The organism is Sphingobium sufflavum (genome assembly GCF_021403115.1).
Taxonomy (GTDB): domain Bacteria; phylum Pseudomonadota; class Alphaproteobacteria; order Sphingomonadales; family Sphingomonadaceae; genus Sphingobium; species Sphingobium sufflavum.
On record NZ_JAJSSH010000001.1, the window covers coordinates 522,659 to 544,592 of the forward strand.

General features: G+C 67.8%; 20 protein-coding genes. 8 read left to right on the top strand and 12 right to left on the bottom strand.

The window, feature by feature from the left end; genetic code table 11:
- Positions 1 to 88: 88 nt before the first annotated feature.
- The gene (locus tag LWE61_RS02625; RefSeq protein ID WP_234148444.1) at positions 89 to 1,273 is read right to left on the bottom strand and encodes an acetyl-CoA C-acyltransferase; all 1,185 of its coding nucleotides are present in this window, start codon (positions 1,271 to 1,273) and stop codon (positions 89 to 91) included.
- 135 nt (positions 1,274 to 1,408) lie between these two features.
- Between LWE61_RS02625 and LWE61_RS02630 the strand changes: the two genes are divergently transcribed.
- The 3 genes from LWE61_RS02630 (at position 1,409) to LWE61_RS02640 (ending at position 3,993) form a co-directional block, all read left to right on the top strand.
- Entirely contained in the window at positions 1,409 to 2,038 is a 630-nt protein-coding gene (locus LWE61_RS02630; protein WP_234148445.1) for a TetR/AcrR family transcriptional regulator, read from the top strand.
- Positions 2,039 to 2,269: 231 nt separating this feature from the next.
- Positions 2,270 to 2,659: a DUF2147 domain-containing protein gene (locus LWE61_RS02635; RefSeq protein ID WP_234148446.1), complete on the top strand. Its 390-nt coding sequence runs from the start codon at positions 2,270 to 2,272 to the stop codon at positions 2,657 to 2,659.
- A gap of 275 nt (positions 2,660 to 2,934) precedes the next feature.
- Positions 2,935 to 3,993: a hypothetical protein gene (locus tag LWE61_RS02640; RefSeq protein WP_234148447.1), complete on the top strand. Its 1,059-nt coding sequence runs from the start codon at positions 2,935 to 2,937 to the stop codon at positions 3,991 to 3,993.
- An 84-nt stretch (positions 3,994 to 4,077) separates the two neighbouring features.
- Here LWE61_RS02640 and LWE61_RS02645 read toward each other — a convergent pair whose 3' ends face one another.
- The 5 genes from LWE61_RS02645 to cofE form a co-directional block, all read right to left on the bottom strand.
- Positions 4,078 to 4,995 carry a TIGR03619 family F420-dependent LLM class oxidoreductase gene (locus LWE61_RS02645; protein ID WP_234148448.1) on the bottom strand — a complete coding sequence of 306 codons (918 nt, stop codon included), beginning with the start codon at positions 4,993 to 4,995 and terminating at the stop codon, positions 4,078 to 4,080.
- Between the two features lie 48 nt (positions 4,996 to 5,043).
- Positions 5,044 to 5,910, bottom strand: a complete 867-nt coding sequence (locus LWE61_RS02650) for an SDR family NAD(P)-dependent oxidoreductase (protein WP_234148449.1) — start codon at positions 5,908 to 5,910, stop codon at positions 5,044 to 5,046.
- A gap of 168 nt (positions 5,911 to 6,078) precedes the next feature.
- Positions 6,079 to 6,675 (bottom strand): 2-phospho-L-lactate guanylyltransferase, encoded by a 597-nt coding sequence (gene cofC / locus LWE61_RS02655; RefSeq protein WP_234148450.1) that lies wholly within the window; start codon positions 6,673 to 6,675, stop codon positions 6,079 to 6,081.
- Positions 6,675 to 7,595, bottom strand: coding sequence for a 2-phospho-L-lactate transferase (gene cofD / locus LWE61_RS02660; RefSeq protein WP_234148451.1), 921 nt, complete (start codon positions 7,593 to 7,595; stop codon positions 6,675 to 6,677). The genes cofC and cofD overlap by 1 nt, the downstream gene beginning before the upstream one ends.
- Positions 7,592 to 8,347: a coenzyme F420-0:L-glutamate ligase gene (cofE, locus tag LWE61_RS02665; protein ID WP_234148452.1), complete on the bottom strand. Its 756-nt coding sequence runs from the start codon at positions 8,345 to 8,347 to the stop codon at positions 7,592 to 7,594. Before cofE ends, cofD begins: the two co-directional genes overlap by 4 nt.
- A gap of 71 nt (positions 8,348 to 8,418) precedes the next feature.
- Here cofE and cofH point away from each other — a divergent pair, with 71 nt between their 5' ends.
- The 3 genes from cofH (at position 8,419) to LWE61_RS02680 (ending at position 12,814) form a co-directional block, all read left to right on the top strand.
- Positions 8,419 to 10,857, top strand: a complete 2,439-nt coding sequence (cofH, locus tag LWE61_RS02670; protein WP_234148453.1) for a 5-amino-6-(D-ribitylamino)uracil--L-tyrosine 4-hydroxyphenyl transferase CofH — start codon at positions 8,419 to 8,421, stop codon at positions 10,855 to 10,857.
- Positions 10,854 to 11,534: an NADPH-dependent F420 reductase gene (gene npdG, locus LWE61_RS02675; protein ID WP_234148454.1), complete on the top strand. Its 681-nt coding sequence runs from the start codon at positions 10,854 to 10,856 to the stop codon at positions 11,532 to 11,534. Before cofH ends, npdG begins: the two co-directional genes overlap by 4 nt.
- A 140-nt stretch (positions 11,535 to 11,674) precedes the next feature.
- Positions 11,675 to 12,814, top strand: coding sequence for a GGDEF domain-containing protein (locus tag LWE61_RS02680; protein WP_234148455.1), 1,140 nt, complete (start codon positions 11,675 to 11,677; stop codon positions 12,812 to 12,814).
- Positions 12,815 to 12,972: 158 nt separating this feature from the next.
- Here LWE61_RS02680 and LWE61_RS02685 read toward each other — a convergent pair whose 3' ends face one another.
- The 5 genes from LWE61_RS02685 to LWE61_RS02705 all read right to left on the bottom strand — a co-directional run bounded on the left by LWE61_RS02685 (position 12,973) and on the right by LWE61_RS02705 (position 18,370).
- On the bottom strand, positions 12,973 to 13,893 hold the full coding sequence (locus LWE61_RS02685) for a TIGR03619 family F420-dependent LLM class oxidoreductase (RefSeq protein WP_234148456.1): 921 nt from the start codon (positions 13,891 to 13,893) through the stop codon (positions 12,973 to 12,975).
- A 95-nt stretch (positions 13,894 to 13,988) separates the two neighbouring features.
- Complete coding sequence (locus LWE61_RS02690) at positions 13,989 to 15,212, bottom strand: DUF1214 domain-containing protein (RefSeq protein WP_234148457.1); 1,224 nt, start codon at positions 15,210 to 15,212, stop codon at positions 13,989 to 13,991.
- A gap of 10 nt (positions 15,213 to 15,222) precedes the next feature.
- Positions 15,223 to 16,050, bottom strand: a complete 828-nt coding sequence (locus LWE61_RS02695; protein ID WP_234148458.1) for a sugar phosphate isomerase/epimerase family protein — start codon at positions 16,048 to 16,050, stop codon at positions 15,223 to 15,225.
- The gene (locus tag LWE61_RS02700) at positions 16,047 to 17,216 is read right to left on the bottom strand and encodes a sulfotransferase family protein (protein ID WP_234148459.1); all 1,170 of its coding nucleotides are present in this window, start codon (positions 17,214 to 17,216) and stop codon (positions 16,047 to 16,049) included. Before LWE61_RS02700 ends, LWE61_RS02695 begins: the two co-directional genes overlap by 4 nt.
- A 2-nt stretch (positions 17,217 to 17,218) precedes the next feature.
- Entirely contained in the window at positions 17,219 to 18,370 is a 1,152-nt protein-coding gene (locus LWE61_RS02705) for an LLM class flavin-dependent oxidoreductase (RefSeq protein ID WP_234148460.1), read from the bottom strand.
- A 106-nt stretch (positions 18,371 to 18,476) separates the two neighbouring features.
- Between LWE61_RS02705 and LWE61_RS02710 the strand changes: the two genes are divergently transcribed.
- On the top strand, positions 18,477 to 19,586 hold the full coding sequence (locus tag LWE61_RS02710) for a helix-turn-helix transcriptional regulator (RefSeq protein ID WP_234148461.1): 1,110 nt from the start codon (positions 18,477 to 18,479) through the stop codon (positions 19,584 to 19,586).
- 107 nt (positions 19,587 to 19,693) lie between these two features.
- Complete coding sequence (locus LWE61_RS02715; RefSeq protein ID WP_234148462.1) at positions 19,694 to 20,137, top strand: DUF2501 domain-containing protein; 444 nt, start codon at positions 19,694 to 19,696, stop codon at positions 20,135 to 20,137.
- A gap of 81 nt (positions 20,138 to 20,218) precedes the next feature.
- Here the strand turns inward: LWE61_RS02715 and LWE61_RS02720 are convergent, their stop codons facing one another.
- Positions 20,219 to 21,775 carry an AMP-binding protein gene (locus LWE61_RS02720; RefSeq protein ID WP_234148463.1) on the bottom strand — a complete coding sequence of 519 codons (1,557 nt, stop codon included), beginning with the start codon at positions 21,773 to 21,775 and terminating at the stop codon, positions 20,219 to 20,221.
- Positions 21,776 to 21,934: the final 159 nt, after the last annotated feature.

Below are 21,934 nucleotides of genomic sequence, written 5' to 3' on the forward strand. Positions count from 1 at the left end.
CATCTTACAAGATGACCAACCGAACGGCGTGTTTCGCCGCCGTCCGGTAGCCTGTTGGATTCCTACAGCGGCGAACGCCCCGGCCGGATCAGACCAGTTCGACCGCGACCGCCGTCGCCTCGCCGCCGCCGATGCACAGGCTGGCCACGCCGCGCTTCAGCCCGCGGGTTTCCAGCGCGCCGAGCAGCGTCGCCATGATGCGCGCGCCCGATGCGCCGATGGGGTGGCCCAGCGCCGTCGCGCCGCCGTTGACGTTCAGCTTCTCGGTCGGGATGCCCAGTTCCTTCTGCGCGATCATCGCGACCACCGCGAACGCCTCGTTCACTTCGAACAGGTCGACGTCGTCCACGGTCCAGCCGGCCTTCGCCAGCAGCTTGTTGATCGCGGGGACGGGCGCGGAGGTGAACTTGGACGGTTCATGCGCGTGACCGGCGGTCGCGACGACGCGGGCGATGATCGGCAGGCCCAGCTTTTCCGCCACCGACTGGCGCGTCATGACCAGCGCGGCCGCGCCGTCCGAGATGGACGAGGCGTTGGCGGCGGTCACGGTGCCGTCCTTGACGAAGGCGGGCTTGAGGTTCGGGATCTTCTCCGGCATCGCCTTGCCCGGCTGCTCGTCGATGTCGACGATGGTGTCGCCCTTGCGGCCCGCGACGGTGACGGGGGTGATTTCCTTTTTGAACGCGCCCGAAGCGATCGCCTCGTTCGCGCGGCTCAGCGAGCGCAGCGCATATTCGTCCTGATCCTGACGCGTGAACTGATAGTCGCGCACCGCATCTTCCGCGAACACGCCCATCGCCTTGCCGCGATCATAGGCGTCTTCGAGACCGTCCATCATCATGGTGTCGATGATGGTGTCATGGCCCATCTTGGCGCCGGCGCGATGCTTGGGCAGGGCGTAGGGGGCGTTGGTCATGCTCTCCATACCGCCCGCGATGGCGACGTCGATGGAACCGGCGGCCAGCGCGTCATAGGCCATGATCGCGGCCTGCATGCCCGAACCGCACATCTTGTTGATCGTGGTGGCCTCTGCCGAGAGGGGCAGGCCCGCGCCCAGAGCGGCCTGACGCGCCGGGGCCTGGCCCAGACCGGCGGGCAGGACGCAGCCCATGTACACGCGCTCGACCAGTTCCGGGTTCACACCCGCGCGCTCGACAGCGGCCTTGACCGCGACCGCGCCCAGTTCCGGCGAGGTGGCACCCGCGAGGGCGCCCTGAAAACCGCCCATCGGGGTGCGGGCATAGCTGGCGATGACGACCGGATCAGTGCTCATGGACATATCCTCATATGGCAGGCGAATGGCGGTTGCCATGCGCGCGATGGAGCGATTTTGCTAGCGGGAATCACCCGTACGTAATCTATTTACTGGTGAGTAGACATATGGCCCGCACCCTGTCAAGATTAAGCCATGCCCCGCCCCCAGAATGACGATTCTCCGTTTCTCGATAATGACGCCCGTGCCGAACTGCGCGAGCGCAAGCGCGACGCCATATTGGTCGCCGCCGTGCAGATGTTCAACGAGCGCGGCTATCACGCCACGTCGCTGGACGATGTGGCGGCACAGCTTGGCGTGTCCAAGCCGCTGGTCTATCATTATCTGGGCAACAAGGAGCAGGTGCTGCTGCGCTGCATGGCGCGCGGATTGCAGGAATTGCAGGAGGCGTTTCATGCCGCCCGCTCGACGGGCGGCACGGGTCTCGACCGGCTGCGCCGCTATCTGGTCGGCTATGCGGAGGTCATCATGGCGGATTTCGGCCGCTGCGTGATCCGCACGGGGGACGAGGTTCTGTCGGCCGAGAGCCGCCCCGTGTTTCGCGCCGACAAGCGCAAGATCGATTCGCAACTGCGCGTTCTGGTGACGGAGGCGATGGAGGATGGATCGGTCGAGGTGGGGGATGTGCGCTTTGCGACATTCGCCATTGCCGGTGCGCTCAACTGGCCCGCCCGCTGGCACAGGGACGATGGCGCGCGGTCCACGCGGGAGGTGGCGGAAGAACTGGCGCGCTTCCTGGTGGAAGGGTTGCGGCCACGGGGGTAGGGGCTGGTTCGTCGTCCGCATGTGATTGGGGCCTGAGCGAGGCAATTGGCTCGCCTCTGCGGTCGCGGGCCATGGCCCTTCTGGCTTAGGATCGCGCTACGCCCCGTGTCCCGGCCCCGTTGCGGCCTGCCGTCCGGCACGTCCGCAATTCATTACGGGTACAGCATGGCGGACTATGACGAGAACGATGTTCCGCATGGGCGTGGGGCGGCAGTGTGCAGAGGAATGATGATGGCCGGACGATATTTTCAGGGCGTGCGGATGGTCGCGGGTGCGGCGCTGCTGCTGGGCGCGGCGCAGGTGCAGGCGGCGCAGCCGGTGACGGGCAAGTGGTTGACCGAGAATGGCGAGGCGGTGATCGACATCGCGCCGTGCGGCAAGGCGCTGTGCGGCAAGGTGGTCAAGGTGCTGAAGCCCAAGCCGGGCGAGAAATCCACGGTGGGCGTCGCGATCATCACCGGGCTGGTCGATGCGGGATCGCTGTGGAAGGGCAAGATACTGAACCCGGCGTCGGGCAAGCTCTATGACGCCAAGGTGCAGCGCACCGCCAATGGCAGCCTGTCGGTGCAGGGGTGCCTGATGTTCATCTGCAAGGGGCCGACCTGGACGCCGACGAGCTGAAGGACCGGGATCGGGTTTGGCCGGACGGGCGGGCATGGACCGGCGACCGGGGCGGGATGCGGAGGCGGCAGCGGCCCCGGTCAAGCCCAGGCGTTGGCATGGACAAGGGGTGGGAGGCCATGCCGCGCCGCGCGCCGGTGGATAATGGCCCCCGGCCATAGATTTGGCTCCCCCGCATATCCGCGCGCGGTTGCCGCCGCGACGATCCATCGCCTAGCATCCCGGTCATCGGCGGCATCCACCATGATGGCCGCAACGCGATGAGGGACAGGCCAATGCCACTGACGCCAGACGATGTTTTGGGAGCGGACCTTTCGGGCGGCCTGTCGCCGGACAAGGAACTGGTCTTTGCCGCGCAGCCCGACGACCCGGACATGCGCGAGAGCATGTCCCTGTGGCTCTATGACGACCGGGGCCGCTTTGCCTTTCCGCGCATGGGCATAGAGGCGGAGGCGAGCAGTTGGGACAATCGCCGGGTGCAGGGCAATTTCAGCTTTCCCGGCGGGCGCATCCTGAACGGTGCGGGCATCGGCGCGGCCCATTCGCCCATCGCCGCCGACGGCCGCCCGACCATATTGGGCGCGGGGCCGATCCGTTTCGAGATGCTGGAGCCGTTCCGCCGCTGGCGCGTGGTCTTCGACGGATCGGTGATCGACGGGACGAGCGAGCAACAGATTGCCAAGACGCTGGACCCCGCGCGCCGGACCGATGTGCGGCTCGATGTGGAACTGGAAATGGTGGTGCCCGCCTGGGTGCAGGATCTGTCGCCCGAAGCGGTCGCGAAACTCTCGCCGGAGGCGCAGGTGGAGGCCGCGAACATGGGCATCGGCTGGCGGCTGGAGCAATTGTTCCGGGCGCGCGGCACCTACACCGTCGATGGGCAGACCCATGACTTCACCGGTACCGGATCGCGTATCAAGCGGCAGAGCGTGCGCCCGCTGGCGGGCTTTCGCGGCCATACATGGCAATCGGCGGTGTTCCCCAACGGCGATGGTTTCGGCTCCCTCGCCTATCCCCCGCGTGACGACGGGAGCGAGGGGCATAATGACGCCTATGTCTATAAGGACGGGCGCTTCTACCCCGCGAAACTGGTGCGGGTGCCGTGGCTGCGCCGCATCGTCAGCGAGGGGGACGATGTGTCGCTGGCGCTGGAATCGGACCTGGGCATCACGGAGATCGGCGGGGTGACGTCGCCCTCCACTTTCCGCGTCGGCAATCCGGACATCGGCGGGCTGAACCTGCAGCAGGGCGGGGCGGTGTACACATGGGGCGACCAGAGCGCCTATGGCATGATCGAACGGTCGGCGCATGAGAGCCTGACCGCGATCGGCTGATCGGCCGAATCTCGTCATCCCGGCGCAGGCTGGGATGATGAGAGCAGGCTGCCCCTCCCGCGAATGGGGAGGGGCGCGCCTCCCTCACTGCACCTTGGCGATAACCTCTTCGCCGATGCGGGCCACATCCTCCAGCCACTCGGCGCGGGTCGCGCCCTTCACGGTGACGCCTGCGGTCGATACGCCCAGTTCGCGGTACGTGCCGATGCGATCGACGATCTCCTGGCTGGTCAGCACCTCGCCCGGCTTGTTGACCCCGCCCAGCACGATCTCCGGCAACTGCGCGCGCCCGACCTTGGCGGCGTAATCCTTCATATAGTCGATGGCGGCCTTCAGATCGTCTTCATTGGTGATCTCCGCCGTGCGGGTCGTGTTGCTGTTCACGCCGCCGCCCATGGTGAAGAAGGGGTTCCAGCCGTCGGCCATGTCCACCACGCGGCGGATCGCCCGCTTGGCGTTGCCGCCGACATAGATGGGCAGGTGCGGGGTCTGGGGCGAACCGGGGATGATGCGGTTGCCGAACGCCTGGTATCCGTCGCCCTCGAACGTGAATTCCTCGCCCGATGTCGCCAGCCGGATCGCCTGGATATATTCGTCCATCAACTCGTTGCGCTTTTCGAAATCCACGCCCAGCGCGCGATATTCGCCCTTCAGATAGCCCGCGCCCACGGAGAGGGTCACGCGCCCGCCGGAGAAGCTGTCCAGCGTGGTGATGTCGCGCGCGACGATGAAGGGGTTGCGATAGGGCAGGACGAGGATGCCGGTCTGGAGCCGCAGCGTCTTCGTATGCGCCGCCAGCAGCGACAGCATCACGAACGGGGCCTGCGCATGATGGCCGCCCGCGTCCAGCCAGCGCCCGGTCGGCACGGGATGATCGGTGACGAGGCCGGCGTTGAAGCCCGCCTTCTCCACCGCCTGGCCGATTGCGATCACGGCCTCCATCGTGCCGAATTCGGCGGGGGCGTCGGTATGGTCGAACGGCAGGGGACAGTTGATCTTCATGCGGGCTTTCCTTTCGATCCTCTATAATCTGTTCTGGCGACAGCCGGGTCAGGCCGGGGTGGTCGGCACCTCGACCAGCACCCATTTGCCGCTGTTCTTGTCGCGCACCCAGCCGGACGAGGCCCAGCTTCCGCCGTCCACCGGCAACACGATGCCGGTGACATAGCTGCTCATCGCGGACGCCAGATACAGCGCGGCATGGCCGCACTCCACGTCGATGCCGGGCCGTTGCAGGGGAATGCGGCGCGCGGTGGCGTCCGCCATTTCCGGCGTGATGGGCAGCCATTTGGCCTCGTCCACCGGGCCGGTGACATTGCCGCGCGTGCCCGGCGACATGGTCCAGTCGGGCGCGATCACATTCACGCGGATGCCATGTTCGGCCAGTTCCAGCGCCATGGTGCGGGTGTAGTTGTTCATGCCCGCCTTGCACGCCGAATAGACGGCGTATCCGGGCGCGGCCCGCGACCCCTCGATGCTGGACACGTTGATGATGCTGCCGCCCCGGCCGCCCTCGATCATCACCGGCACGGCGGCGGAGGTCGCGGCGAGCATGGAGACGAGGTTGAGGTCGATATGCCGGCGCCAGCTGTTCTCGCTCTGCTCCAGGAAATTCTTGCGGCTGACCCCGCCCGCATTGTTGACGAGGATGTCGATGCGGCCGAACCGCGCCTTTGCCGCGTCGACCATCGCCCGGACCTGATCGGTCTTGCTCATGTCGGTGGGGACGGTCAGGCACTGGCGGCCCAGTTCGGTCACGCGGGCCTCCACCTCGGCGCAGCGTTCGGGGATAATCTCCGCGATCACGATGTCCGCGCCCGCTTGCGCCAGCGCCAGCGCGATGGCCCGGCCGATCCCGCCGCCGCCGCCGGTGACGATGGCGACCTGTCCATCGAGCTGGGTGATGCTGGCTGCCACGATCCGTCCCCTATTATGAATAGCAATTCACATTGCCATCATGCCATGCGTGATGCGAGTCAATCACCCCCGATCCATGTCGCCACGGCATATCGGCGGGGCGATGCGGCGGCGGGACCGATGGCCTGTCCGCTGGTGGCGCAGGGCGGGTGCGCGGGGCAAGCGTCCTTAGCCGTGGGTGGCGGTCCGATCTATGGCAATAGGCCATGAAAAGCCGTGCGTGGTCGCGGCGTGCAGGCCGACGGCGTCGTCCACGTCGCAGGACAGGCCATCGCGCGCGACCAGCGCCGCATCGGGCAGCCGCTGCCGGTGCGTGGCAAGGCTGTCCGCGCCGAACGCCGGGGCAAAGGTCCGCGCATCGGCCAGCGCGATGGCGTTGGTGCCCCGTCCCGCCATGTCCGCCGCCAGCGCGCTCCCCGCCGCTTCCGCCGCATCGAGCAGCGTTCGCAGGTCGGCGGGGGTCAGGAGCGGCAGGTCGGCATGGAGAAACAGGGTCGCGCCGGGTGCGACCTCCGCGCGGGCGGCGGCCAGTTCCCCGTTCAGCCCGCGCCCACCATCCCGAACCCACAGGGCCGGAGCCAGCGCGGGATCGACCGGTGCGACGAGCCGGATCGCGGTGATGCCCGGCACCGCCGCCAGCACCCCGACCACATGCCGCGCCATGGCGAGGGCGAGGGCGTTGCGCTCCGCCTCCGACAGCAGGGGGGCCAGCCGCGTCTTGCACGGGCGGCCATGGTTGAAGGGGACGATGGCGGTCCACTGCATCAGGGGATCAGGCTTTTCGCCAGCGCCATGGCTTCCCGCGCGACATGGATCTTGTCGTCCAGCGTCTTCATCAGTGTGTGCGTCGCGCGGGCGGGGATGGCCGCCGGGGCCGCGTCGCTGGCGTCGACCAGCAGCGCGTCGACAAAGGCGGCATAATGGTCGGCGATGGCGTCATTGTCGGGGGCGATGTCCAGTTCCGCCATGATCTTGGCGGTCGGCCCCTTGACCGCCGTGCCGCCGACGATGGGGGAGATGGCGACGATGGGCGCGCGGGTCTGCTCCAGCGCGGCGGCGATGTCCGCCACCGCCAGCAGCGGATCGACCGACAGATAGGGGTTGGACGGCGCAATGAAGACGGCGTCGGCGGAGAGGATCGCGTCCACCACGCCCGGCGCGGCCCGTGCCGCCTGCGCGCCCTCGAACCGGATCGCGGATACTTTTGGCGCGCATTGCCGCCCGACGAAATAGCGCTGGAACTCCAGTTCGCCCTCGTCCGTGTCGACGAAGGTGCGGACCGGATCTTCGCTCATCGGCAGGATGCGGGTGGGGATGCCCCATGCCGCCGCGAAATCCGCGACGATGGCGGACAGCGTCTCGCCCCGCGCCAGCCGTTCCGACCGCAGGACATGCAGCGCCAGATCGCCGTCGCCCAGCCGGAACCAGTCCGGCCCGCCCAGTTCCTGCACGGCGGACAGGAAACTCCATGTCTCCCCTTCCCGGCCCCAGCCCTGCGCCACATTGGACTTGCCGGACAAGGCGTAGAGAAGCGTGTCGATGTCCGGCGAGACATGGAGGCCGAGGTGGCGGAAATCGTCGCCCGTGTTGACGATGGCGGTGACGGTGTCGGCAAGGCCGGATCGCTCCAGCCCCAGCACGAACTTCGCGCCGCCCACGCCGCCGGTCAATACGACTGCCTTCATCGAAACAAATCCTCGTTCAGCGGCCGCACCAGCCGGGTGGCGGGCGCGGCATCCTCTCCCGCGCCCAGCGTCACGCCGCGCACCAGCACCGCCGGAATCCCCTCCGCGCCCTCGCCCATGGCAAGGCCCGCAGCGGAGGCGAGGAGGTCGCCATAGGCGATCTGCGTCACCTGCAACACCCGCCCGTCGCGGTCCGTGTCGCCCCGCCGGTCGATGATCGCGGGCAGGCCCGCCGCGCCGATGGCGACATTCACCACGCCATGCCGCCAGGGCCGCCCGAAACTGTCCGAAAGCACGACGCCCACATCCACGTCCAGCCGCTGTGCGATGGCGGCGCGGATCGCCTGTGCCGACGCATCCGGGTCTTCGGGCAGGAGGAGCACCATATCCTCTGCATCCGTGCCGATGTTGGAGGCGTCGATGCCCGCATTGGCCATGACCAGACCCAGCCTGTGGCGGGTAATGAGCACATTGCGCCCGGTCCGCACCACGTCGGTCGATTCCCGCAGCGCCAGTTCGACCAGCCGCGCATCCTTGCCTATCGCCCCGGCGATTTCGTCCGCCCGCGCGCCCGGCGCGACGGTGGCAAGGGACAGCCGCCGCCCCTCCGCCTTGGAACAGATTTTCGACGTGACGACCAGTATATCGCCCGCCTGCACCTGCATCGGACCCAGCGCATCCGCCAGTATCGCGCCCAGGTCGCATCCCGGCGCGACCTCCCCGATGCCGGGCACGGCCTCTATTTGAATCATTGAACTGCTCTCCGATAAGTGCTGAGTCTTTAGGCGATTGTCGGGAGAGTGAAACGGGTTTGTACACATCCATGCATCTTGACCCCGCCGGTGCGCCCGTCGGGCTTGCCGCCGCGACCGCCCATCAGGCCGCGCCAAGGCCCGACCCCGTCCTGAAAGACCATCTGCTGCACGCGCCCCTCGACGCGCTGCTGGCGGAGGCGCGCGCCCTGCGCGATGCGGGCCATGGGCTGGTCCAGAGCTGGTCGCCCAAGGTGTTCATCCCGCTCACCAAGCTGTGCCGCGACTATTGCCATTATTGCACCTTCTCCCGTCCGGCGGAGCGGGGCGAAGCGCCCTATATGACGCCCGACGAAATCCTGGCCGTCGCGCGGGAGGGGGCGAGCCATGGCTGCACCGAGGCATTGTTCACGCTGGGCGACAAGCCGGAACTGCGCCATCCCGCCGCGCGCGCATGGCTGGATGCGCAGGGTTATGCGAGCACCAACGCCTATCTCGCCGCCATGTGCGCGCTGGTGGTGAAGGAAACCGGCCTGATCCCGCACGTCAACGCCGGGATCATGACGCGGGACGAGATGATCGCGCTGCGCGCCGTCTCCGGCTCCATGGGCCTGATGCTGGAAAGCGTGTCCGACCGGCTGCTGGACAAGGGGCAGGCGCATTATCGCTCCCCGGACAAGGTTCCTGCGGTGCGCCTCGCCAATATCCGCATGGCGGGTGAACTGGCGATCCCCTTCACCAGCGGCATATTGATCGGCATCGGGGAGACGCGGGAGGAACGGCTGGACGCCCTGTTCGCGATGCGCGACCTGAACGCCGAGCATGGCCATATTCAGGAAGTCATCGTCCAGAATTTCCGCGCCAAGGACCGCACGCCCATGCAGGGCGCGGCCGAGCCGGACATGGACGACCTGCTGTGGACGATCGCGGCGGCGCGGCTGATTCTGGGCGCGCAGATGAATATCCAGGCCCCGCCCAACCTGTCGAGCGCGGACTTCCCGCGCCTGATGGAGGCGGGGATCAACGACTGGGGCGGCGTCTCCCCCGTCACGCCCGACCATGTGAACCCCGAAGCGCCATGGCCCGAAATCGCCGCGCTGGAGGCCGGGACGGAGGCGGGCGGCCGCCATCTGGTGCGCCGCCTGCCGGTTTACCCGTCGCATCTGTCCGACCGCTGGCTGGCGCCCGCCATGCTGACCCTCGTCCGCCAGTCGGGCGACACCCATGGCTGGGGCCGGGAGGATGCGTGGGTGTCGGGCGGGCAGGCGTTGCCGCCGCTGCCCCGTGTGCTGGTGGCTGATGCGCCGTCGGACCCCGCCGTGACCGCCGCGCTTGATGCCCTTGCGCGCGGGGTGGACCCCGATGCGGCGCTGATCGAGACGCTGTTTTCCGCGCGCGGCATGGATGTGGAGCGGGTGTGCAGCGCCGCCAACGCCCTGCGGGCCACCGTCAACGGCAACCCCATCGGCTATGTCGTCAACCGCAACATCAATTACACGAATATCTGCGCCTTCACCTGCGGCTTCTGCGCCTTTTCCAAGGGCAAGACGCATGAGGATTTGCGCGGCACGCCCTATGACCTCGACCATGGCGAGATCGCGCGCCGGGTGCGCGAGGCGGTGGCGCGCGGCGCGTCGGAAGTCTGCCTTCAGGGCGGCATCCACCCCAGCTACACCGGCCAGACCTATCTCGACATCCTCCGCACGGTGAAGCAGGCGGAGCCGGGTGTGCATGTTCATGCCTTCTCCCCCCTCGAAGTCAGCCATGGGGCGGAGACTCTGGGCGTGTCGATCCGCGAGTTCCTGACGATGCTGAAGGCGCAGGGGCTGGGTTCCCTGCCCGGCACGGCGGCGGAAATCCTTCACGACGATGTGCGGGAGGTGATCTGCCCCGGCAAGCTGACCACCGCGCAATGGCTGGAGGTGATCGGCACCGCGCATGAGATTGGCCTCGCCACCACCGCGACCATCATGTTCGGCCATGTCGAACAGGTGACGCATTGGGCCGCGCACCTCCTCGCGATCCGAGCATTGCAGGCGCGCACCGGCGGCTTCACGGAATTCGTGCCGCTGTCCTTCGTCCATATGGAGGCGCCGATCGCGCGCAAGGGGCTGACCCGCAAGGGGCCGACCTTCCGCGAGGCGCGGCTGATGCATGCGGTCGCCCGGCTGGTGCTGCACCCCTTGATCCGCAATATTCAGGTGAGCTGGACCAAGCTCGGCCCGCGCGGCGCGGCCATCGGCCTGACCGGCGGCGCCAATGACATCGGCGGCACGCTGATGAACGAGAGCATCAGCAAGGCGGCGGGCAGCAGCCATGGGCAGGAGTTTCCGCCCCACCTGATGGACACGCTGATCCACGAGATCGGCCGCACGCCCGCCCCGCGCACCACGCTCTACGGCCCCGCCGACGAGCGAAAGATGATGCGCGCCCGGCAGGCCGCGCCGCTCGAACCCGTCATTCAGACCCCGCCCAAGAAGGTGCGGAAAAAATTGGAGTTGGAAGCATGAGTTCTGATCGCAAGACGATCGCGGTATTGGGTGGCGCTGGCAAGGAAGGTGGCGGCCTCGCGCTGCGCTGGGCGCATGCGGGGCATACGGTCGTTATCGGCAGCCGCGATGCGGAGCGGGCCGCCGCCGCCGCCGCCGACATCAACAAAAAGATCGGCACCGGCAACGCCAGCGGCGCCACCAATCAGGATGCCGCCGCACAGGCCGACATCGTCGTCCTCGCCGTGCCCTTTTCGGCCCAGCGCGCGACGGTGGAATCGGTCGCGGAATCGCTGCACGGCAAGATATTGATCGACGTCACCGTGCCGCTGGTCCCGCCCAAGGTCAGCCGCGTGCAACTCCCCGAAAACGGGTCCGCGGTCGAGGCGATCCAGAAACTGCTGGGCGATGGCGTGAAGGTCGTCTCCGCCTTCCAGAATATCTCCGCCCATCACCTAACCCATCTCGACGAGACGATCGACTGCGACGTCCTCGTCTGCGCCGACGATGCGGAAGCGGCGGACTATGTGGTCGGCCTTGCCAAGGAAATCGGGCTGGGCGCGTGGAATGCGGGCGTGCTGGCGAACAGCGTGGTGTCGGAGGCGCTGACCAGCGTCCTGATCGCGCTCAACCGCCGGTACAAGGTGCCCGACAGCGGCATCCGCATCACCGGCATCACGCCGCGCACGGACGCCTGAATCACCTGTCGGCGCGGGCGGTCCGGCAGGATCGCCCGCCCTGTTTCTCTCTGCGGGGCATTCGGCGGCACTCGCCTCGCCGCATCGTGTCCGCGCGGATAGGGCGTTGTTAAGGTTCGGCATTTACGCTCGCCCGCGCCATGTCCTTTTCCGCCGACCTTGCGACCTTGCGTCTGTGCAGCGTTCTCGCGTCGCTGGCCTTCACCATCATCTTTCTGGCGCTGTGGCGCGGGCGGCGCGACCAGCGCCATTACGCCCATTGGGCGGTCAGCCTGATCGTCTATTGCCTGGCGCTGGCCGGGCTGGAACTGATTGAAAACCAGTCTGCCGGCCTGTGGGACTCCCTGTTTCTGGCGATGCTGGCGGGGTCGAACATCTCCGTCGTCATGGGCGCGCGGCTGTTCCTCGGTCGCCCCTTGTGGCGCTGGTGGATGGCGCTGCCGGTCGCCGCGACGCTGCTCGCCTTTCTGGTGCCGGGCTGGCTGGAGGCGCTGGGTGTCGCCACGGGGCCGTTCGACCGGCGGATGATGACGCCGCTGGGCCTCGCGCTGGGCATGGCGCTGTTCGGGCACGACCTGATCCGCCTGTCGCGGCAGGGGGCGGTAACCAGCCAGGGTTGCCGCGTCGCGGGGCTGGCGCTGTGGGGCTATATCCCCTGCTATGGGCTGGCCGTGCTGGGCGAGGTACAGGGCTGGGCGACGCCCACCACGGTCGCGGTGCTGGGGCTGGCGTCCGACCAGTTGCTGCTGATGCTGCTCAACCTCGGCCTGCTGGCCATGCCGGCGGAAGCGGCCTTTGCCGCGTTGCGCGACAGCGCGTGGCGGGACGCGCTGACCGGGGTGTATAATCGCGCATGGCTGGCCGGGCGCGACGGGGCGTTGCTGGTCCCCGGCACCCGCCTCGCGCTGATCGACATCGACCATTTCAAGGCGGTCAACGACCGTTTCGGCCATGCGGCGGGCGATGCCGCGCTGGTCCGGCTTTCGCGCATCCTGGGCGACGCCGCGCAGGCCCCGGCCATGCCCGGCGGCGTCCATGTGGTCCGCATGGGCGGGGACGAGTTTCTGGTCATCCTGTCCGGTGCGTCGGCGACCGATGCGGATCGCTTTGCCGCGGCGGTGCGCGCCGCGATCCGGCAGGCGGGACCGCTGCGCTGGACGATCAGCATGGGGATGGCTCAGGTGGAGCCGCAGGATGCGTCGCTGGCTGACGGCATCGCCCGTGCGGACCGGCGACTATATGCCGCCAAGACGGGCGGGCGGGACCGGGTGGCGGCGTAGAGCGTTTTCCAAGCAGGTGGAATCATCTGCTCAATCGGAAAACGCGCCAAACCAGAACCGTAGAGCAGCCGGTCCGATGCGACCTGATCCGGGGTGACGAAGTGGTCAGCTTCGAAAAACGGCCGACACCCGTCACTCCCCACCCACTCACGCCACCTTCACAGCTTGGGCTTGATCTCCTCCATCACCCATTGGGCATGGTCCATATAGGCCTCGATGCCCGACACCGGCGGGATGGGGACGCCGGTCATGGTCACGCCCTGTTGCTGGAACAGGCCGAGCCGGTCGATGATCTCCTGCGCGCCCATGTCCGACCGGGCGTTGGGATCGTCGATCACCACATGGCCGTCACCGATGCGACTGGTGGCAAGGCCGTACATCACCTCGAAATCGTCGCCCGCCTTATAGTCGGGTTGGGACTTGATGAAATCGACCCGCTCGCCGATCTTGTCGGGCTTGGTCAGGAACGGCCACCAGCCATTCGCATATTTCGCGGTGCGTTTCAGCACGGCATCGGCGTCGCCGCCCATCCAGATGGGCAGGTGCGGCTTCTGGACCGGTTTCGGTTCGAAGGCGACATCGCGGAAGGACACATATTTGCCTTCGAACTCCGGCTTGTCCTGGGTCCATAGCTCGACCATCGCGGCCAGATATTCGTCGGCCATCGCGCCCCGTTCCCGGAACGGTACGCCGAGCAGGTCGAACTCCCCCTCCAGCCAGCCGACGCCAAAGGTGACGGTGGTGCGCCCGCCGCTCATCCAGTCGATGGTGGACAGACCCTTGGCCGTGACGATGGGGTTTTGCAGCGGCAGGATCATGATGCAGCTATTGACCCGGATCGTCTCCGTCGCGCCCGCCACCGCGCCCATGGCGGCGATGCCGTGGAAATAATGCGGGCCGGACAGGGGCACATGCTCCTCCGGAATGATGAAATGCTCCGGCACGGCGACCTGGTCATAGCCCATCGCCTCCGCACGCCGGGCCATGCGCAACTGGTCGGGACCGGTGACCTGCGACTCCCACGGCTGGAGCGATGCCTTGAGCCGCAGCATATGGGGCAGGCCGAAGGTGAATTTCATGGGCATCCTCTCGCGGTCGGTCGTTGCGCGGACAATGTCCGGGCAATACTGACCTCGTCAAGTATTTCCGCTGCGGGATCGGGACGCAGGGTCGCTCAAAGGCCGTAACGCTGCCGGATGCCGTCCTGCCGTGCGCGCAACTGCGCGGCGCGCTCGGCGGGCGTGACCGTTACACTATCGGCGGGCAGGGCGGCGGAAAGGGCGGCGCGCCGCACCAGCCGGGTCGTGATCGGCGCGGGGGCACCCTCCAGCATATGGCGGTAGGTCAGATTGCCCTGCCCAAACCCCTGCGTGTCCACCCAATTGGCATGGCCGGGGTCGTCATGGGTCAGGATCAGCCGGATGCGCCCGTCGCTGTCCACCGCCGTCCGGCCGGGCGTATAGCTGACCGGGCGGGTCAGATAGTCCATGCTGTTCATGAAGGCGCCCATGTTGGTGAACATCCACAGGCCATCATGCGCGGCGAACTCCACGATCAGCGCCTCGTCCGGGGCGATGCGCCACACCATGTTGGTGGCGGCCCGCCCACGCTTCCTGTCCTCCGCCCCGTTGGTGATCGCGGCGGGAAAGGCGTTGGGGTTGGCGGCATCGACGCCGCCATGGGCGAAGGACCAGTCCGGCCAGTCGGTCATCAGCCCGGTAACGAACGTCCCCGCCCACTCCATCGCGGCGATCATCCGCTCCGGCGTCGGCAGCGGCTTCGGGCCATCCTCTCCCAGCCGCTCGATGCTCATCCGCGCCGGGGCCTCGTCCCAGCGGTCGAAGCCCTGCCGCAGGAACAGCTTGCGCGATCCGGGGGTGGTGGGCAGCCAGTTGGGGCCGCGCTCCGGCCCGCCGATGAACAGTTCGAAACGACCGTCCGCCTGCGTCACCAGCTGATGGCCGAAGATATTGGCCTCCGGCACGTCGCCGAACGGGTCGTGCAGCGGCGGCGCGCCATTGGCCATCCGCTCCGGGCGCGGCCCCTGCACCGTGACGTTGAAGAAGCGCGCCGTGCCGCGATGGCCATGGAGGCGATAGGCGCCCGCCCCGTCGATCCACGCCTGATGATAGACGAAATCGCCGCAATCGCCGCCCAGCTTGCGCGTCGGGTTGCAGAAATCATGGAGCAGCGGGTGCTGCACATCCTTCGTCTCCAGCGCCAGGTCGAACGCCTGCCCCAGATTTTGCGTCAGGAAGCGGAACGCATCGGCGCGCTGCATCGGGTCGGCGGGGTTCAGATCCTTGAACGCCCTGTCCCCCGCCGCGCGGAGCCGGTCGCAGAACTGGCCCCACGCATCGCGCAGGGGCTGGTCGTCGGGGCAATCGCCAAAGGCCATGTCTGGCTCCTTACAATCGGAGGGTGGTGAGCATGTCCGTCACCACCGCGCCCGCGCGGGCGTAGGCGGCCTCCGCCCCTTCCGCATCAATGCGGGGGCCGAGCAGTTCGAGGTCGAGCGGGCCGGTATAGCCCGCATCATGGATGATGCGCAGCAGGGTGGCCAGCGGGATGGCGCCGTCGCCCGGCACCGCGCGCGACGGCAGGCTGCGGTCGCCGGGCACATAGTCGGAGAGCTGGACGAGGGTGCAGCGCGGCATGGCGCGGCGGATCAGCTCGGCCAGTCCCGCCTCCGGCCAGCCGAAATAGGTTTCGATGCAGAGGGCGACATCCGCAATCTCCGCCAGCCGGATCGTGTCGGACAGGCTGTGGGCGATATGGATGTCGGCATAGAGGCCCGACGCATTCTCGATGGCGATGGCGACCCCCGCCGCCCGGCCACGCTCGACGCAGGGGCGGACCGCCTCGGCAAAGGCGTCTGCGGCCTCCTCCCAGCCCAGCGTGCCGCGCCCGCCGGTGAGCATATAGACGGTGCCGACGCCCAGCGCCGCCGCCTCGTCGATCAGGCGCAGCAGCGTGTCGCGCGCCGCCGACCGTCCCGCAGGGTCCGACAGCGGCGTCGCGCAGAAGCCATGCGCGACATTCACCGCGCGCAGGCCCCGCTCCGCCAGTGTCGCGCGGATGCTCGCGGCCCCATCGGCCAGCAGCAGCGGGCTGACGAGGGTGAGTTGCCGGGCGCCGATGCGGACGCAGGCGTCGGCGAACTGGTCGAGGCTCTGCGCCCCGAACCCGACCTGATGGATGGACAGACGGGGGTGCATCGTCACGGCCTCGCTCAATCGCGTCTCTCCCTCTCTAAGCCGAAACGGGCGCGATAGGCGGAAAACTCCTCATGGATCGCATCGACGTCGCCGTCGATCAGGGCGGTGGAATAGGCGAATTTGCCATGGCGGTCGCCCCTGTTGGTGGCCAGATAGTCGCGCATCGCCGCCTCCGCCGCCGGGGTGAAATCATAGCCCGCGAAATCGTAGAAGCCCCGGATCACGCCGATCTGGTCCCGCACGAAATCCTGATAGCGGACATGGTGGATGCGCGGATCGTCGATCATCGGATTGGCCATGATGGCGTGGAAGCCCTCCCGCCCCAGACGGGTGTGCAGCGCGGACTGAACCGCCATGTCCACGCTGCCGGTCAGCCCCTCGGTCAGGTCGGCCATCATCTGGATGCGGGACGCGATGGACTGCACCGGGTCGCGGTGGATGTAGATCAGCCGCGCATCGGGATAGGCGTCGAAAAAGGCCGGCAGGCGGCCCGCGTGAAAGCCCTTCAACACCCATTTCTTCGCCGGGCGGCCATGCTGGATCGCCTGCAACATCATCCGGTGGATGCGATATTGGGCGGCGGGATCGGCGGGCAGGCCGGTGACGCCCACACCCATCGGCACCCGCCACCAGGCCGTGGGCGTCATCACGCGAAAGTCGAACGCCCAGCTACGCTCATCCTCCGGCAGGCCGTCGCCCAGCATGTCGTTATAGGGATGGCTTTTCAGCCATTGCGGCAGGCGCGCGTTGATCTCCCGCCATTCCGCGTCCGCCTGCGCGCGGCGCGGATCGTCCGCTCCTTCCGGTCCGGGGGCGAGGCCGGGCGGCGGCGAGGGATGCATCACCTCCCAGAAACGCAGCGCCCGCGCCTCCGGGTCGACGGACAGCAGCGCGTGGAGCAGCGTGGTGCCGGATCGCGGCTCGCCGGACACGAACAGGGGCCGTTTGATCACCTCCGCGCCCAGGCCATGGCGCGCATGGTCGTCGACGAAACGCAGCCTGTCGGTCAGCAGCCAATGGGCGTTGGCGATGGCGGCCCGCTCGCCCGCTCCGTCCATCCCCGCCGCCTGCATCCTGTCCACCGCCAGCGCGAAGCGGAAGGGAAAGCCGGGATCGCCCCAGTCGGACAGGCCGGTTTCTGTCTCGGCGGCGGTGAGCAGCGCCGTGGCGTTGAGCAGGCTCATGCCTACACCCCCTCGCACAGGCGCATCAGTTCATCCTCCGCCGCGCGCACCTTTGCGGCGCTGGCCGCGCCATATTTCAAGCCCGCCATGCCGCCATAGTCCATGATCTTGGGCACGCGCAGGCCCGCGTCGCAGAATTCCTTGACGATGCGGGCGATACGGTTGGGCGTGCCATGGGGGATGATGGACAGGATCATCTCCGCCGTCACCTGCCCGCAAAAGGCCAGGAAGCGGTCGCGGGTCAGGACATGCGGGTCGATGTCGACAAAGCCGCGCCACGCCTCGCCCATCGGATGGGCATGGCCGAATTTGGCGAGTTCGGCGGCGCTGATTTGCAGGATGATCGCCTTCACCAGCGGCGCGGCCAGCATCTCCGCCAGTTCGGCGTCGTCGCCGATCAGGCAGATCTGGATGAAGGCGGGGGTGATGGCCATCGGGTCGCGCCCGGCCCGGTCGGCGGAGGCGCGCACCACGCCCAGCTTGGCGGCATAATCCTCCGGCGACCATGCGCCCGCCGGCCACCAGCCATCGGCATGACGCCCGGTTATCTCCAGCATCCGCGGCCCGCCCGCGCCGATCCAGATCGGCGGCGCCTTGCCATCATACAGCTCCGTGTCCATCCGGGCGTGGTGGAGGCGATAATATTGCCCCTCGAAATCGACGGGACCGTCGCTTTCCCACAACAGGCGGATGACCTGCAACGCCTCCTCGAATCGGCCCACGGGTTTGGAGAAGTCGAAGCCATAGGGGACGGTATTCTCCATCTCGCCCGACCCCAGCCCCAGGATGAATCGCCCCTTCGACAGATGGTCGAGGGTCAGCGCGCTCTGCGCCAGCATCGCGGGATGGCGGCGCACCGTGTCCACGACGCTGGTCGCGATGGGCACCCGCTTCGTCAGCACCGCCGCCGCCCCCGCGACCGCCATCGCGTCGAGGTGGCGATGCGGGCTGGGCGAGGCGGTAGCGAGGTCGGTGAACTCCGGCGTCCAGATGGAATCGGGCCAGAAGCTGACCATATGATCGGGCAGCCAGATGCTGTGATAGCGTCCCGTGTCGAGGTCCGCGATGCCGTCGATGCCCAGCGGCAGGGTGGTGCGCAGGAAGGCGGCGGGCTGAACCGCCATGTGGACAGGCGGCGTTTGGATAGGGGGCATAGTGGCGGTATCCTCTCCCGCATCGTCATTGTTATGCCATCCGTTCTGGCATATCAGGCGGCCACCGGAATTTCCCAAATGGGGATATACGGGAGAGGAGCGATATATGTGGCAGGCCGAGGATGCGGCGCTGATCCAGTCGTTGATCGAGGGGATGGTGGAGGAGCCGCTCTGGTCCAGCTTCATCGACCGGCTGCGCGCGCGGATCGGGGCGGACTATACCAGCCTGGTGTTTCGCCCCCTGCCGGAAACGTCGCCGCAATATCGGGTGGTCCATCTGTTTTCCGGGCAGGATTCGCCGCCGATCATCGCCGCCCTCTATCGCGACGGCTTCTATCGCGCCGACCCCATGCCCTATCATGATCTGGTGGCGGGCCGCGTCTATGCGCTGGACGAACTGCTCAGCGTCAGCGACCCGCAGCATGAGCTGTACCGGCGGCAGTTGCTGGAGCCGTCGGGCATGAACATGCTGCGGACGTTGCGCGTGGAGGAGCCGGGCGGAGTCAGCGCGTGGATCACCGCGTCGCGGCGGGACGGCGACTTCCGGGCGGAGGATGACGCGGTGCTGGCCGCCATCGCGCCCTTCCTCACCGCCGCGCTGCACAGCTATGTCAGCATCGAGCGGGAACGGACGGCGGCGCGGGTGGCGCATGAAGCGATTGCGCGGATGAATTTCGGCTGGCTGACCCTCGACGCGGAGGGGATCATCCTGGATGCGGACGCGCAGGCGGAGCGGATGCTGGCCAGCGCGGGCCTGTTGACGCGCAGCCGCACCGGGCGGCTGACGGCCCGGTCCCGCACCGTGGCGGACGATATTGCGGGCGCGATCCGGGCGCTGGCCGCCGATCCCCATGGCCGCCCGCGCGCCATCGTGCTGAACCGGGAACCGTGGCTGGACATGCTGCTCGTCTCCGCCAACGCGCGCACGGGCACCACGCGGCCCGCGCCGGTGCTGGTCGCCTATGTCCATGCCGACAACTGGTCGTCGGCGGACCGCTGCGACCAGCTCTGCCAGTTGTTCGACCTGATCCCCAGCGAGGCGCGGCTGGCGCTGGCGCTCAGCCGGGGCATGTCCATCGCCGACGCGGCGAGGGAAATCGGCGTTACCGTCGAATCCGCCCGCACCTACAGCAAGCGCATCTATGCCAAGACCGGCGCGCGCGGGCAGGCGGACCTGATACGCTTCATCCATCGCAGCGTGCTCGCGATCGCCTGACCGGGTTGGCCGGGGCGCGCATCCGGCTTGTAAAATCCTGTCCCCGCGTCAGCGGCCATCTTCTGCATCCGGCGGCGATAGGGCATAAAGGTGGGAACGATGGGAGAATGGCCGTGAAGATTGCCCCGCTCTGGTTCGCGCCCCTGCTGCTGGCCGTCGGCAGCGCCGCGCCGGCACAATTGCAACTGCCCGATCTGGGCGGTGGCGGACTTGGTTCTGGCGGACTCGGTGGCGGCGGGCTGGGCGGCGGACAAACGGGTGGCCTGCTGGGCCTGTTGCTGCCCAATGTCGTCTCGGTGGCCGCGCCCAATGCGGCGGGCGTGTTGGGCTATTGCCTGAAGAACAAGTTTCTGGGCAGCGGCACCGGCGCGGCGTCCGTGATCGGCCAGTTGACCGGCCGCACCGGGGCGAAAGCGGAACCGGGCTATGTCGCCGGGCGGAAGGGCCTGCTCCAGATGGAGGGCAACAGCCTGCCCTTGGGCAATCTCAAGGCGCAGGCCACCACGAAGGTGTGCGATCTCGTTCTCCGGCACGCGAAGACCCTGCTTTAGGGCGTGAAGACGTTGGAGTGACCAACCTCGTCATTGCTTCGCTCCGCTCGCAATGACGATTCAAGGAAAAATCATCACGTCCTACCCTGCCGCCGCCGCATGGGCGGCCCGCAACGCCTTCTTGTCCGGCTTGCCCACCGGAGTCTGCGGGATGCCGTCGACAAAGGCGATGGACTTGGGCGCCTGGAAACTGCCCTTGCGGGCCGCGACGGGGGCGCACAGATCCTCCTCGCTCACGGTCGCGCCGGGTTTCAGCACGATGATCGCCTTCACCGCCTCGCCCCATTTGTCATGGGGGACGCCGATCACCGCGACCTGGCTGACGGCGGGATGCTCCGCGATGATGTCTTCGATCTCACGCGGGTAGATGTTGAAGCCGCCGGACACGATCATGTCCTTGGTCCGGTCGACGATGCGCAGGAATCCGTCCGGGTCGCGCACTGCCACATCGCCGGTGTGCAGCCAGCCGCCGAACAGCGCCTCCACGTTCAGCACCGGGTCGCGATAGCCATCCATGACCAGCGGCCCTTGCACGCAGATCTCGCCCGGCTCGCCATCGGGGACGGGGTTCATCGTCGCATCCATCAGTGCCACGCGCACCCAGGGGCTGGGCTTGCCGCAACTGGCCAGCCGCTGGAGATTGTCCGGGTCATGGTCGGCCTTGCGGAAATAGGTGATGCACATCGGCGCCTCCGCCTGTCCATAGAATTGGGCGAAGACCGGGCCGATGCGCTCGATCGCCTCCTTCAGGCGCGGGGGCGAGATGGCCGACGCGCCATAGAAGATCGTCTCAAGGCTGGAAAGGTCATACTCGCCCAGCCGGGGGCAGTCGAGCAGCGCATAGATCATGGTCGGGACCATCAACATGCAGTTGATCCGCTCCTCCTCGATGGTCTGCATGACCTTCACCGGATCAAAGCCATTCTGCACCATCAGCGTGCCGCCGCGCAGCAGGGCGGGCATGAACATCGCGCCTCCCGCATGGGTCAGCGGGGCGCAGGTCAGGATGCGCGGCGGGGCGGGCCACTCCCATTCCGCCTGCATGATCTGCCCGGTGACGAAGCCGCTGCGCTGGGTCGAGGGGATCGCCTTGGGCTGGCCCGTCGTGCCACCCGAATAGCCCAGCCGGGTGATGTCATGCCCCTCCACCACCGGGGGCACCAGCCGTTGCGGATGGCAGGCGGCGGCCAGCAGGAACAGGTCGTCGGCCAGCGGGCTGGATCCGAAGGCCAGCAGGTGGATGCCCGGCACCGCCTCCGCAATCTCCGCCGCGCGGGCGGAGAATTTCTCCGCGTCGAAGATCAGGATGCCGACCTCCGCATCGGTGATGCTGTTAAGGTGGTCGGCCAGCCCGCTCAGCGGGTGCAGCGGCACATAGATGCCCGCCAGCAACTGGATCGCATGGGTGACGTGCAGACATTCCGGCCGGTTGGGGGAGAGCATCGCGACCCGCGACCCCCGCCCGACGCCGATGGCGGCGAACGCCTGCACGAACTGGCTGGTCGCGTCGCGCACCTCGTCGACGCTCTGCACCGGTCCGTCCTTGAGGTGGAGCAGGGGCCGGTCGCCACCATTGTTGAGGGCGTTGGCGAGCACTTCCGCATTGAACAGCGGGCGGTGCAACTGGTCGTCGATCATGGGCCTCTCCCCAGAGTTTCGGAGCGATGTATGCGGATGGTCCGGGCGTTACAACCGGCCACAGAAGATGAACCGGGGCCTGTCGGCGGGCATCCGGCCGGTCAGCCTGACGACCCCGGAGGGACCGGCGCTGAACGGACGGGAGCGACGCGGCGGGGC